Annotated in this window: 14 protein-coding genes; 11 read left to right on the top strand and 3 right to left on the bottom strand. The window is 30.4% G+C overall.

The genetic code is table 11. The annotated features are described in order from the left end of the window. Nucleotides 1–4: 4 nt before the first annotated feature. From Q4487_RS11705 to Q4487_RS11655, 11 genes are all read left to right on the top strand, one after another. Nucleotides 5–1,441: a rubredoxin gene (locus tag Q4487_RS11705; protein WP_303543169.1), complete on the top strand. Its 1,437-nt coding sequence runs from the start codon at nt 5–7 to the stop codon at nt 1,439–1,441. 115 nt (nt 1,442–1,556) lie between these two features. Beyond that, nucleotides 1,557–1,958 carry a DUF2452 domain-containing protein gene (locus Q4487_RS11700; protein ID WP_100894949.1) on the top strand — a complete coding sequence of 134 codons (402 nt, stop codon included), beginning with the start codon at nt 1,557–1,559 and terminating at the stop codon, nt 1,956–1,958. A gap of 13 nt (nt 1,959–1,971) precedes the next feature. Continuing rightward, complete coding sequence (locus Q4487_RS11695; RefSeq protein ID WP_303543172.1) at nt 1,972–3,093, top strand: FAD-binding domain-containing protein; 1,122 nt, start codon at nt 1,972–1,974, stop codon at nt 3,091–3,093. Beyond that, nucleotides 3,090–4,556 (top strand): cryptochrome/deoxyribodipyrimidine photo-lyase family protein, encoded by a 1,467-nt coding sequence (locus Q4487_RS11690; RefSeq protein ID WP_303543175.1) that lies wholly within the window; start codon nt 3,090–3,092, stop codon nt 4,554–4,556. The genes Q4487_RS11695 and Q4487_RS11690 overlap by 4 nt, the downstream gene beginning before the upstream one ends. A 5-nt stretch (nt 4,557–4,561) precedes the next feature. Then, nucleotides 4,562–4,690 carry a DUF2256 domain-containing protein gene (locus tag Q4487_RS11685; RefSeq protein WP_013620306.1) on the top strand — a complete coding sequence of 43 codons (129 nt, stop codon included), beginning with the start codon at nt 4,562–4,564 and terminating at the stop codon, nt 4,688–4,690. Next, nucleotides 4,687–6,171: a cryptochrome/photolyase family protein gene (locus Q4487_RS11680; protein WP_303543178.1), complete on the top strand. Its 1,485-nt coding sequence runs from the start codon at nt 4,687–4,689 to the stop codon at nt 6,169–6,171. The genes Q4487_RS11685 and Q4487_RS11680 overlap by 4 nt, the downstream gene beginning before the upstream one ends. A gap of 12 nt (nt 6,172–6,183) precedes the next feature. Next, entirely contained in the window at nt 6,184–6,759 is a 576-nt protein-coding gene (locus Q4487_RS11675; protein ID WP_100894953.1) for a Crp/Fnr family transcriptional regulator, read from the top strand. Nucleotides 6,760–6,840: 81 nt separating this feature from the next. Beyond that, complete coding sequence (locus Q4487_RS11670) at nt 6,841–7,380, top strand: heme-binding protein (protein ID WP_336622669.1); 540 nt, start codon at nt 6,841–6,843, stop codon at nt 7,378–7,380. Nucleotide 7,381: 1 nt separating this feature from the next. Next, nucleotides 7,382–8,908 (top strand): Dabb family protein, encoded by a 1,527-nt coding sequence (locus Q4487_RS11665; protein ID WP_303543181.1) that lies wholly within the window; start codon nt 7,382–7,384, stop codon nt 8,906–8,908. Nucleotides 8,909–8,954: 46 nt separating this feature from the next. Further along, nucleotides 8,955–9,668 (top strand): SDR family oxidoreductase, encoded by a 714-nt coding sequence (locus Q4487_RS11660; protein ID WP_303543184.1) that lies wholly within the window; start codon nt 8,955–8,957, stop codon nt 9,666–9,668. 110 nt (nt 9,669–9,778) lie between these two features. After that, entirely contained in the window at nt 9,779–10,546 is a 768-nt protein-coding gene (locus tag Q4487_RS11655) for a zinc-dependent peptidase (RefSeq protein WP_303543186.1), read from the top strand. A 166-nt stretch (nt 10,547–10,712) separates the two neighbouring features. On the opposite strand, the gene Q4487_RS11650 is transcribed toward Q4487_RS11655, so the two are convergent. From Q4487_RS11650 to Q4487_RS11640, 3 genes are all read right to left on the bottom strand, one after another. Continuing rightward, a complete protein-coding gene (locus tag Q4487_RS11650; protein WP_303543189.1) occupies nt 10,713–11,198 on the bottom strand; it encodes a hypothetical protein in 486 nt (161 codons plus the stop codon). A gap of 36 nt (nt 11,199–11,234) precedes the next feature. Beyond that, nucleotides 11,235–12,488 carry a PQQ-binding-like beta-propeller repeat protein gene (locus Q4487_RS11645; RefSeq protein WP_303543191.1) on the bottom strand — a complete coding sequence of 418 codons (1,254 nt, stop codon included), beginning with the start codon at nt 12,486–12,488 and terminating at the stop codon, nt 11,235–11,237. Between the two features lie 236 nt (nt 12,489–12,724). Beyond that, nucleotides 12,725–14,353, bottom strand: coding sequence for a S41 family peptidase (locus Q4487_RS11640; protein ID WP_303543194.1), 1,629 nt, complete (start codon nt 14,351–14,353; stop codon nt 12,725–12,727). Between the last annotated feature and the right edge of the window lie 36 nt (nt 14,354–14,389).

Genomic DNA, 14,389 nt, shown 5'->3' with positions numbered 1-14,389 from the left:
TATTATGAATGATGATTTACATAGAATTTTAATTAAAGGTGGCGTTACCTCTCCAGGAGAATTAAAAGACAGTATAACAATGTTAGAGGCAGCTGGCCTTAAAGAAGTTTATTTTGGCTCTAGGCAAGATTTGTTATTTCCGTTAGAAAATACCAAAGAAGAACAGTTAGAGCGTATATCAGAATACAACACAGATATTGTAGGTACACGAGCTTATCAAAACATAGTGTCATCTTATGTATGTGCAGATATTTTTGATATGACTTTTTGGTTAAAAGGGTCTACTTTTTTATACATTTTAGAACGTTTTAATTATCTGCCTAAATTAAAAATAAACATAACCGACCCTAAACAACGTCTGGTTCCTATTTTTAGTGGTAATTTAAATTTTATAGCATCAAAGAGTGAAGATTATTGGTATTTAAATGTAAAACTGCCACATTGGAAAAAAGGAGACTATTACCCAGTATTAGTGTATAGTTGGGATATTAATATTATCTCTAAAGCTATTGAAGATATTTATGAAGATGTAGAAAATGTTGAAGAATTATTTTTTGTCCTGAGTAAAAAGTTAGACACCAATAATAAAAGTATAGAAAAAGATTTAGAGGTGCCGTACTTAACTTTTCCGTATTATGAAGGGATGAACCGTATGGGGCTAGACCAATATTGGCTTGGGTTGTATTGGAGAAATAATAAATATGATCTAAAATTTTTAAAAGAGTTTTGTGGCTTTTGTTTAGACAACGGAATAGGTAAAATATGTATTACACCTTGGAAATCTTTTATAGTAAAAGGTATTAAAAAACAAAGTAGACCAAACTTAGAACGCTTTTTAGGGCAAAGAGGAATAAATATTAGGCACTCGCAGTTAGAAATGAATTGGCATTTGCCAGTAGATGACTTAGAAGCTTTAGAGTTAAAAAACTTTTTGGTTTTGAGTTTAAATCAGAATGATATTAGTACTTACGGTTTAACTTTTGGGCTAAGTAATGAGTCTGGTAAAAGATCTCATTTTGCATCAGTAATTATAGAAAAAAATACAACACCAACAATAGCAAAAGACTTTGTAATTAGGCCAACATATAATGTGCTTCATTTTAAAAATTTTGATCCTAATACACATATTTACAAGGCATATGCATTAGATGTAGATAAGATAGAGCTACCCGGACTTTTAATGGAGTTAAGTAAAAAGTATTTTAAACAACTAGGCCGTGCAGATGTAGTTGCTCCAGAGGATAGCAGTAAAGCAGAGCAACTGGTAAAAGCGGTACACCAATGTGTTTCTTGTTTTACGGTTTATGATGAAGAGTACGGAGACACTACTTTTAATATCTCTCCAAATACCGCTTTTGCAGACTTGCCAGAAAACTATAAATGCTCGGTTTGTGATGCTCCAAAATCTAATTACAAGAGTGTAGAATTAACAATTTTATAAGAACGCTAGTTCACTTTTAGGTATATAAATTATGATACAATGCTTATCTTTATAAAGTAAAAGAGGATTTCTTTTTTTAATTCTTTTTTAGTTATTGATAAACAAGTTATTATAAATGAAGGAGAGTAAAAAACCAGACAATGTAGTTTTTAATGTAGAAAACCAAAAGTATGATGCGGCACTTAAGCCATACGCAACATCTGTTGGTGCACCAGTAATTACCACTACAGATAATATAGCCTGGAAAAATAGGAGTATAAATAAAGTAAACCACAAGTTAGAGGCAAGGTATTTAGAGCTTAAAGCACAGTATGATGCTATGCTAGAGCAATACGAGTACAACAAATTAATTTTTGACGCTAAGTTTACTTTTGAGCCTATTGTTGGGCAAACTTATCATTTATACAAAAGAGAAAATAACGAAACTTTTTTATCTATTATAAAACCTAACGAATGTAACTTTAATTATATGGGTAGTTTTTATTTAAATGTAGAGCTAATCTGGGAAAAAATATAAGTAAAGGCTAGCTATGAGCTCATTAATAAATAATACACCAGATGTATTCCCTACAGGTATAAAAGAAATTTACCAACGCGTAAACCAAGTTAATCCTGTAAAATATGCATCTACAAGAAATTATATTAACGGAGCAGTAACCCATTTGTCTCCCTATATTTCTAGAGGTGTAATTTCTACTAAATTTGTATTAAAAGAGGTTTTAGCTAAAGGATACACACCAGCACAAATTGAAAAATTTATACAAGAATTAGCTTGGAGAGATTATTGGCAGCAGGTTTGGATTGCAAAAGGAGAAGAAATTAATTCAGACTTAAAACACAAACAAACACATGTGTCTAACACGCAAATGCCAAAGTCAATTGCAGATGCAAATACGGGAGTAACAGCTGTAGATGATGCAATACGTAAATTGAGGAAAACAGGTTATATACATAATCACTTACGTATGTATGTAGCATCTTTAGTTTGTAATATAGGGCAAAGCCATTGGTTGTTACCTGCCAAATGGATGTATTATAATTTATTAGATGCAGATTGGGCTAGTAATGCGCTAAGTTGGCAATGGGTAGCTGGGGCTAATGCCAATAAAAAATATTATGCAAACCAAGAAAATATTAATAAGTATTGTTTTACAGAACAAAATAATACTTTTTTAGATGTTCCTTATAGTGCTTTTGAGTCTTTAAAAATACCTGAAGAACTAGAAGAAAACATAGATGTAGATTTAACAACTACACTTCCTAAACCTCTGCAAATAAAACTAAATGAGGAATTGCCAACCTGTGTTTATAATTTTTACAATCTAGATCCTAATTGGAGAAAAGAAGAAATTGTAAATAGAGTTTTGTTATTAGAGCCTTCTCATTTTAAAAAGTATCCGGTATCTAAAAAAAGCATAGATTTTATGCTAAAATTAGTAAAAGATAATATTAGTAATGTACAGGTCTACGTAGGAGAATTTTCAGATTTAGTTGCTGAGCATCAGTTAAAAAAAATCTATTTTAAAGAACACCCAACGGTAATACATTACCAAGGAGAGCAAGATGCAAGAGATTGGATGTTTACTGTAAATGGTTACTATCCATCTTTTTTTTCATTCTGGAAAAAATGTAAAAAAGAGCTTAGTTTTTGAAAAAGCAAACCATAAATATAGTTTGGTTAAAAAGAGACATCCGTTCTCAGGATCATAGACCTTTTCAAAAAGCAGAACAGGCTAATGTTCCTTATATAATTATTTATTTGTTTGAGCCAAAATTCATCAATTATCCAGATACTAGTTTAAGGCATTTACAGTTTGTTTATCACTCTTTAAAAACACTAAACAATACTTTAGAGCCATTTAACAAAAAAGTAACTGTGTTATATACTAATGCTGTTACTGCATTTAATTTTTTGAGTGATACTTATGAAATTAAAAATGTTTTTAGTTATCAAGAAAGTGGAGTTTTGGCTACTTGGCAAAGAGATAAAAAGGTAAAGCAAATTTGTAAAATAAATAATATTAATTGGCAAGAGTACCAAAGAGACGGTATTTTACGAGGTATTAAAAACAGACAAGATTGGAGTACGCAATGGCATAAAACAATGCACCAACCTGTAATTAAAAATACATTTACTAACACAGAGAAAGTAGAGGTTTTAGAGCATAAATATTTGTTGCCAAAAGAATTAGAAAGTAAGTTAAAAGTTTACCCCAAACAGTACCAGCCAGCAGGTGAAATTAATACGTGGCGTTATTTAAAATCTTTTGCGGCCAAAAGAGGTTTTAAGTATCAAAAACATATTTCTAAACCAACAGAAAGTAGAATGTCTTGTAGTAGGCTTTCTCCTTATTTAGCTTGGGGTAATATTAGTGTAAAGCAAGCTTTTCAGTTTATAGGGACACACCCAAATGGCACAAAAAATAGTAATGCGTTTTCTGCAATGTTAACAAGGCTACATTGGCACTGTCATTTTATTCAAAAGTTTGAGGTAGAATGTGTTTATGAGACTCATTGTGTAAATAAAGGGTATGAGCTTTTAGAACACCCTATAAATGAAGATTACATTAAGGCTTGGAAAACAGGTACAACTGGCTATCCTTTAATAGATGCTTGTATGCGAGCTGTAACAGAAACTGGTTGGATTAATTTTAGAATGCGTGCTATGTTAGTTTCATTTTTAACTTTAAATCTAGACCAAGATTGGAGAGAAGGTACATACCATTTGGCTCGTTTATTTTTAGATTATGAGCCTGGTATACATTATCCTCAGTTTCAAATGCAAGCTGGTACAACAGGTGTTAATACAGTACGCTTGTACAACCCAGTAAAAAACTCACTAGAGCACGACCCAGAAGGTTTGTTTATAAAAAAGTGGATTCCAGAATTAGCTAACGTACCTGTAAGTTATATTCACGAGCCCTGGAAAATGAGTTTAATGGAGCAAACATTTTGTGGTGTAATTATAGGTGAAGACTATCCGTTGCCTATTGTAGATTTACAAACAAGTGCTAAGGCTGCCAGAGATAAAATTTGGGGACATAAAAAGCACCCTGCTGTAGAGAATGAAAAAGATCGTATATTAAATACACACGTAAAGCCCAGAAAAAAATAATAAAAATGAAAAAGCAGCATCTGCCACAGAAAATATGTATTGTTTGTGAACGGCCATTTACTTGGCGTAAAAAGTGGGAGAAAAATTGGGAAGAGGTTAAGTATTGTAGTCAACGTTGTAAAAGAAATAAATGAAAAGTATAAGTATAGTTTTTCCGCATCAATTATTTAAAAAATCTCCTATGTTAGGTAATGGGGAAACCATTTATTTAATAGAAGAATATTTATTTTTTAAACAGTACTCTTTTCACAAGCAAAAAATTGCTTTTCATAGAGCAACTATGATGAGGTACAGAGATTTTTTAATTGATGAACATAATAGTGACGTTACCTACATAGCATCAACAGATAAAAAATCTGATATTAGAATATTTCTACAAGAGTTAAAAAAGGATAATGTTGAGGATATAAATTATATAGACCCAACAGATAATTGGTTAAAAAAACGAATTGAAGAAAGTGCAGAAAAAGCAGGAATAAAAACCACAGTACACACTTCACCTTTATTTTTAAATTCTGGAGAAGATTTAGCATCATTTTTTACCACAGACAAAAAAAAATACCACCAAACTACTTTTTACAAAGAACAACGTAAAAAATTAGATATTCTTATTGATGAAAACGGAGAACCAGAAGGAGGTAAATGGACTTATGATGCGGAGAATCGTAAAAAATATCCGGCAAAAAAAACACCTCCATCTATTCAGTTTCCAGATGTAGATAAATACTATAAGGAAGCAAAGGAATATGTAAATAAGAATTTTGAAGATAATTTAGGGTCACTAACAGAACATAGTCTATACCCAACTAATTTTAAAGAAACTGAAGATTGGTTACAGCAATTTTTTGAACAAAGATTTATGGGGTTTGGTGTGTATGAAGATGCCATAGTAGCAGAAAACTCTATATTAAACCATAGTGTATTAACACCTATGTTAAATGTGGGGTTAATTACACCAAAAGAAATTGTAGACAGGGCTTTAGATTACGCTAAGGCAAACAACGTGCCTATAAATTCTACAGAGGGGTTTGTACGGCAAATTATTGGTTGGCGAGAGTTTATTAGAGGTATGTATATTACTAAAGGAACAGAGGAGCGTACTACTAATTATTGGAAGTTTACACGTAAAATACCAGCTTCTTTTTATACAGGAACAACAGGTATACCACCAATAGACCAAACTATTAAAAAACTATTACAAACAGGATATAGCCACCATATAGAGCGTTTAATGGTATTAAGTAATTTTATGTTGTTGTGCGAGTTTCATCCGGATGAGGTATACCAATGGTTTATGGAGTTGTTTATAGATTCTTATGATTGGGTTATGGTACCTAATGTGTATGGTATGAGTCAGTTTGCAGATGGCGGTTTAATGGCGACCAAACCCTATATAAGCGGCAGTAATTATTTAATGAAAATGAGTAATTACAAAAAAGGAGAGTGGCAAGACGTTTGGGACGGACTCTTTTGGAGGTTTATGCATACACAAAGAGATTTTTTCTTGTCTAACCCAAGGTTAGGAATGCTTATACGTATGTATGATAAAATGGATAGAGAAAAACAACAAGCTCACTTAACTAATGCAGAAGAGTATTTAGCTACATTAGACTAATTTATTTTAACTATGCCATACCAATTATTAAAGAAAAACTTAAACGGTAATTTAGATCTTTCTAGCAAAGAGCTAGAGAAAATATGCTCTTATTTTACAACAAAAGAGATAAAGAAAAAAGAGTTTTTATTAACTCAAGGAAGCATTTGTAAATTTGAGGGGTTTGTGGTACAGGGATGTTTTAGAGTGTTTTCTTTAGATAAAAACGGTAATGATAATACCTTGTATTTTGCTGCAAAAGACTGGTGGTTAATGGATATAGATAGTTTTATGAACCAAACACCATCAGAACTAAATATACAGGCTTTAGAAGATAGTAAGGTGCTATTAATTAATAAAGAAGATAAAGAACAACTATGTAATTTGCTTCCAATTGTAGAAAAGCTTTTTAAAATAATGTTTCAAAAAGCTGTTGTGTCTTGGCAAAGAAGATTAATACGTAATCATTGTTTAACAGCTAAAGAAAGGTATTTGTATTTTATAAAAACATATCCAGACATTTCTTTAAAACTAACAGATAAACAAATTGCAGGTTATTTGGGTATTAGACACGAGTTTTTAAGCAAGATTAAAAAAAACGAAAAATAATTTTTTACAGTTGAACTTGTTCAACTTTTTTTTCATTTTCATTATAGAGATTTGCATTACATTAATATGTAACAACCAATAATGATGAATTTATATACACCTAAAATTACCTTTAAACCAAAGGGAAAAACTTTAAAACGCAATAGACTTTTATTTGTACTGCTAATTTTTACTTCAACTTTTTTAGTAGCACAAAACACAACAGATATTACAGACAAGGATGCTTTAAGTGCAATTTTAAAGGCAAAGCAAAAAGCAGAAAGTATGGGGGTTTTGGTAAATATTGCTGTGGTAGATGCAGGAGCAAATTTAAAAGCTTTTATACGTATGGACGATTCTTTTTTAGGTAGTATAGATGTAGCTATAAAAAAGGCAAAAACCTCTCGTTATTTTAATATTGCAACTGGCGATTTAGGTAAACTTACCCAGCCAGGTGGTATTATTTACAATATAGAACTCTCTAATAATGGATTGATTAGTTTTCCAGGAGGAGTTCCTATAAAAAACAATGAAGGGAAAATAATAGGAGCCATAGGAGTAAGTGGTGGTACAATAGAAGAAGATCATAAAATAGCGACTTACGGAGCAAAATCTATATTAAAAGAGCAAAAAACAAAGTAAAATGAATTGGATTAAAAGTATATTTTTTATCGTATTTAGTTGTAGTTGCTTCCTTGGTTATACTCAACTTACAAAAAGTAATTATACAGTATTACAACAAACAGATTTTAAAACTACCAAGTACAACACGGTTACAGCTACTACTTACAGTAAAAACGGAGTTAATTATGTATTCTCTGGAGGAGATGGTGCATTTATAAATGTATTTAAACTAAGCGCTACCGGAGAATTAATTCCAGTTGGTGCTTATGAGTTGCAGAACAAAAAAGGACCAGCAAGAGGTTTGGTAGCTCATAATATAAAGGGAACAGATTATTTATTTGTAGGTAATAAAGGAGGCAATAGTGTAGAGGTTTATAGTATAGAAGATAATGGAAGCTTAAAAAGGGTATTTGTATTAAACGATACGCTAAAGACTTATTTAGGTACAGTTATTACTCTTAAAGTTATTCCTATAAAAAACAATTTTTACCTTTTTGTTGGTGGACTAGAGAGCACACCGGGTTTAAGCTGTTTTAAAATACATAAAAACGGAAAACTTAGTCATATACAATCGCTTGCAGATGATGATTTTATACATACAGACGGTATAATTGGTATGTATTCGCATAAAATAAATGGCAAAACATTTCTTATTACAGGTGGTTTTCAAGACAATGGCATTAGTAGTTTTGAGGTTTTTAACAATGGCACTTTTAAAAATATAAATAACATTGCAGACAATACAACCAACCGTTACTTAACAGGCGCATACCCTGTAAACGGAGTTACTTTAGGAGCTAACCATTATATTGTTGTAGGGCATAGACATCATAAATATTATAAAAGAGGTAATTTTATTAAAAAGAAAGATTTTGTTTTTCATGGTGATGGTGTAAGCGTTTTTAAGGTTAATGAGTCAGGAGAACTTATTCCTCATTCTGTTTTAGTTAATAATGCTACCACAAAATTAGCAGGACAAACACGTATTGAAATATTAAAAATTGACGAATCTGAAGCATTAGTTGCAATAGGTACGCGTGATGATAATAGCATACAATTATGTAAATTAAATGCTAATGGCACCTTAAAACCTTCTGGAGTATTAGATACTAGTTACCCTATTTATTATGGGTTAGCATCAATAAAAATTAATAAAAATTTCTTTTTTTTAGCAGGTTCCGTAGATCCTAAAGTAAAAAAGATGTTTGCTTATAAAGTAAGTTTTAAGTCTAAAAATGGCAAAAAACTTAGACATGTTGTAAATTTAAAATATAAAGATGCTGCTACACCAAAAGAGGTGAATAGGGCAGTAGAGAATTTTGTAGCGCTAAAAAATAAAATTCCTGAAATTTTAGATTTTGAATGGGGAATTAACAACAGTAAAGAAGGAAAAAGTAAAGGGTTTACCCATAGCTTTATGCTTACTTTTAAAGACGAAAAAGCGCTAGAGGTGTATTTGGTTCACAAAGAACATTTAGCACTTATAAAAAATATAGGTTCGTTAATAGATGATGTTTTTGTTATGGATTATTATACCACAGAATAAAACAGAATTTCTTGCTAATTTTAGAGTTAAATATAAATAATTGAAGATGAAAAAAACAGCATATATAACAGGTGGTTCTAAAGGAATAGGATTAGGAATAGCAGAAGCATTGCTAAAAGAAGGAGTTAATGTAGCTATTACAGCAAGAACGCAGAATGATTTAGATGAGGCAGAAAAACACTTAAAAACAATTGGGGATGCAGAGGTTTTAGTAATTAAATCTGATGTAAGAAACCTAGCAGATGAAGAAAATGCCATACAACATGTTGTAGACAAGTGGGGACAATTAGATTATTGTATAGCTAACGCAGGCGTAGGAAGATTTTCTCCTGTTGATGAAATGAGTGCAGAGGATTGGAATGCCGTTATAGATATAAATGTAACAGGAGTTTTTAATACCGTAAAGTCTGCAATACCTACCCTTAAAAAGTCTAAAGGTTATATTATTACTATTGCAAGTTTGGCTGGTACTAATTATTTTGAAAAAGGAGCAGCTTATAACGCTAGTAAATTTGCTGTGGTAGGTTTTTCACAAGCTATTATGCTAGACTTAAGACCTTACGATATTAAAGTAACTACTATTATGCCAGGATCTGTAGCCACTTATTTTAACGGACACACACCTACAGATGCAGATGCTTGGAAAATTCAGCCAGAAGATATAGGACAAATGGTGGTAGACTTAACGCAAATGAATCCAAGAACTTTACCAAGTAAAGTAGAGGTAAGGCCAGCTGTACCGCCTTCTGCAAAAAAATAATTTTTATGTAAAAAACTTTTTTAAATTTAAACCCCGTAACTTAAACGGGGTTTTTCTTTTTAGCTATTTTTCTAGTTTAGATTCCGTTTTAATTTTTAGATTGCCACTATATGTTTTATACCATAGGATTTACCTTTTTAATAGCTTTTGCTATTTATGCATTTATAATTACTAGAAATAAAAAAGTAGAAAAATTTCCTTCTAATTGGCACACGTTGTTGGTTTCTAAAGTAAGGTTTTACAAAAAATTGTCATCAAGTGAACAACAAAGATTTCAAAAACGAATAATGCTATTTTTAAGCGAGGTGCATATAGAAAGTGTTGGCTTTAGTGTAGATGATATTGATAAAATTTTAATAGCCTCTAGTGCAGTAATTCCAGTATTTAATTTTACAGAGTGGCATTACAAACATTTAAGTACAGTACTTATTTATCCAGAGCATTTTAATGAAGACCTAAGTTTTACTAAAAAAGATAAAGACAGAAATATTGCAGGTATGGTGGGTAACGGACAGTTTAAAAACCAGATGCTTTTATCTAGAAAAGCGCTGCACAATGGGTTTAAAAATAAGTCTCGTATTCACAATACAGGAATACATGAGTTTATACATTTAATAGATAAACAAGACGGTGTAATAGATGGTATACCAGAACGTTTGCTAAATGAGCCATATATTATTCCCTGGTTAAAAACCATACATAAAAAGATGGAAGATATAAATGATAACAAATCAGATATTAGAAATTATGGAGGTACAAATGAAGCCGAGTTTTTAGCAGTAGCTTCAGAATATTTTTTTGAAAAACCAGAAGTAATGAAAAAAAAGCATCCAGATTTATACCAGATGCTTAAGTCTTGTTTTCAGGCAAAAGATTAATTTTTTTGTAAAAGTTCTGCATTCAACAAAACCTTTGTATAGTAAGTTATTATTTTGATGTTTGGTTTTTTTTAAGGTTATTAACCTGTGCTTGTTCTACTTTTTAATTTTCTTAAATAATAATAATTTTTGAAAATAGGACTTGCAAAATGTAATAATAAGTTGCTTATGGTAACCATTTCTGTTCTTTCTCTGTAGCATCTAAAATATCTAACTTTAAAGTATTTTTAATATCTGTTGCTACTTTAAAAGCATTGTCTTTGTTTTTAGATTGATAAAAAGTAATGTGTTTATTTTTTGAATAAAATAAATTGATAATAAAAATTTGATTTGAAAATGACGCAGATGCACCAAGTGAATTTATACGTTGTGATTGTTTGCCTTTAAAAACAGATATATACTCAAACTCTGGATTTTTATGCCAATTGCCAAAATGAATTGAAAAAATAGACCAAATTTCTCTATAGGTATTGTTGCTTAAATTAATTTGTGAACCTGTGGTAGCACTTAAAAAAATACCCAGCGCACACATAAAAAAACCAAATAAAATGTTGTTAAATAGTACAACGTAAATAGAAAGTAAAATTAAAAGAGCACCAAAAATTCTTTTTAAGATAGAAACTGGCTTTATGTATGTAATAATGTTGTTCAAAATTTTAGCTGGTTTAATTGTTTTGTAATGTTTTGGTTAATTGGCTTTAACTATTTCAAAATATAAATTAAAAGCATCATTAACCTCATATTCTAGTTTAATGTCTTTGTAAGCGTACTTTTTTGTTTTAAGGTTGTAGGTTACAAAATAGTTTTTTGTTAAAAATGTTAGTTCGCCATTTGAAATAAAAATATTAGATAGTATCTTCTCCTTAGGCTGACTAATTTTTAACTGCTTACCATCTGCAGCGTTTAGCATAAAAAATGCATTAGCATCAGCCTTTGTAAAACCATAAATATAGTTGTTGTATTTACTAAAGTACCTAACATCATCACCATCAATATTTAGACTGGTTTTCCATAGTAATTCCCCATTATCACTATTTAAAGCAATAGCATCTAAGGTATCATTATCTGTTTCAGATGTAAAATAATACGTTCCACCGTCTAGTATAGTGTTGCTGTCTATATTGGCATATGTATGTTCGGTTTGGTATTCCCAAGCTATAGACGCCATATCGTCAATATTTAAAGCATATACTTTATTATATTCGTTAGCTACGTAAGCTTTTTTATCATCCATCTGCATTAAAGAATACATAGGGGTATTACCAAAACCTCTTTGCCAAATTGCTTGTCCTGTTTGTGATTTAAAAGAGTACACATAAGGCGCGTTAGATATTACAAGGTTGTCTTTGTTTAAAACAGGCGTATAGTTATTGAAAGGAAAATGTAGCTTGTAGTTCCATACTTTGTCTCCTGTATATTTGTTAAAAGCGTATAGTTGTTTGTTGTTAGATGCTAAAAAAATTAAATTTCCTTGTATTGGTAAATGCTGACCACTAATTACATACCTTTTATCTACGCCAGAATGCATACCAATTTCTGTTTTCCAATACAGACTGCCATCATTTACATTAGCAGCAATAATTTCTTTTTGTGTGCTTGTAGCATATAAAATAGAGTTTTCAATTTTAAACTGATTCCTCATTTTATTGTAAGAGCTATCTGTAAACTTAATATTCCATTTTTGATCTAAACTTTCTAAATCATAAGACGTTATTTCTCCATCGTTTTTTAAAACAATAATAAGGTCTTTTTCTACTTTTTCATTACCTAAAATATCCTTGTTATTTGTTGTGCTTAGGATCTCTTTAATAGATGTAGCAATTTTGTCATTACTATACTGGTTTGTTTCGAGCTCATCACTGCCAAGGCTTATTGTTTGCCCTAATGCAAAAGCACTAATAAGCAGTGTACATATTGTTGTTAGTAAATATCTATTTTTCATTTTTATATAAAAATTAATTCTGTATTGTAGTTATATAGGCTAAGTAATGTAGTTTTTAAGAGTGATGAAATACTCAGTTTTTTTTCGCCCTGTATCAGTATATATTCGTGTCATAAAAAGTAAAAAGCCACAAGTTTATAAATAAACTTGTGGCTTTTTATATCGTTTGTAATTTTAATAAAGTAGCCTTACAAACCGCCAATATAAGCAACAATCTCCTTTACAGTTTGCTTTAGTTATTTTGCTATTTCAATAGCTTTTTCCAATACTTCATCAATACCATTTTTTATTCCTTTAATAGTAGGCTTAACTTCAATATCTGGAACTATACCTATTCTTTGTGTTTCTCTTCCATCAGGGTAAAAAATGCCTATGCCAGAAAAGTAGGTATAAAAATCTCCCGGAAGAGTTACATGATTTACATTGCCATCTGCACCAGCTGTTTGGCTACCTATAATTACTGCTTTTTTAGCTGTTTGTAATACCATTGTAGTAAATTCTCCATGGCTTTGAGTATCTTCATTTACTAAAATAATTACTTTTCCTTTGTAAGCTTTTGGATTATTTGTTCCGCAACTTATAGTTGGCATCCACTTAAATTTTCCGGGGTAACTAAGATCTGGCACTAATGCTTTTACAAACTCTTTAGGTTTTTCTAATAAGAAGTTTGCAATAGTATACATTGTTCCTCTGGGGTAGTTTCTAATGTCAAATATAATAGCCTTAGTATTTATTAAGGTATCCAATACTTTTTGAACATCATTTTTAGTAATTTCACCCATATTTATATAGCCAATATTACTATCAATTATTTTCCATTTTTCTTTTTTGTAAGCAGCTTTATTAAATTGCTTGTATTTTATTTTTTTGATACTTGTTTTACCGTTTCTCTCAAATTTAATTTTTAAAGAGTCGCCTTCTCCATTATAAATTTTACTGGCAGCATTTCTTAATTTTGCAGATGAATTAGAACCATGTATATACTTATCAATATTCTTTAAAATAGATTTTATTTTTTTTCCATTTACTTCTAAAATAACATCACCTATTTTCCATTCATTATTAGTTTCAGGCTCGTTATTCCAAAGCTGAGTAAGTACTACTTTGTTATTTATTATTTTGCTTTTTGCAGGTATTGCATAAGATTTAAAGTATTTATTTGTAAGGTTTGTGTAAAAAAGTGCGTGAGTATCATTAGTATTTCTAAATAGCTCCAATAATGCCAAGTGGTAAGCTGTTTCTGTGTTAGGGTTTAAGAAATTTAAAACTGATTCTTCTAAAACAGTATCCCAGTCTTTATCCATTTGATATTTGTATGGAAAAAAGTACTCTATATAATTCCAATACCTAAATAGTGTTAGTAATCTTAGATTTTGATCTTCCCAATTGTAGCTTGGGTATTCTTTTTCATTATTAATAATTAGGTTTCCTATTCCTTCAATTGCATATATATAATGGTGATCACCTTGGAATCTATTTTTTTCAATAAACTTAAGTTTTTCAATTAATTCTTGAGAAAATTGGTTTGTATCTTCAATCCAATCTAGATCAAAGTTTTTACCAAAGTAATTTTCATTATCTACTGAAGTACAATTTTCACATATTTCAACTTCACCTAATGATGTAATCCAATTTATATAAATTGTAGAAAGTTCTTTTTTGTTTTTACTACTTTGTACTAGTGGTAATATATCTAAAAGTTCTTTATCCCAATCTATTTCTCCTTTTGCTATTTTTGGATGATAATATTTTAAAAATCCCCATATTTTAGCTGTAGTGCTTAGTTTGCTTATATTATTTTGTTTAGTTTGAGAACTACATAGTATAGTAAAACTAGTAACAAATAAGAGTAAAAAATGTTTCATATTAATTTATAGGGTAGCATATTTTTTAGATTTACG

Source organism: Cellulophaga sp. 3_MG-2023 (genome assembly GCF_030546975.1).
Lineage (GTDB): Bacteria > Bacteroidota > Bacteroidia > Flavobacteriales > Flavobacteriaceae > Cellulophaga.
Note: the sequence above shows the minus strand (reverse complement) of the source record. Positions and strands in the feature narration are given on the sequence as shown.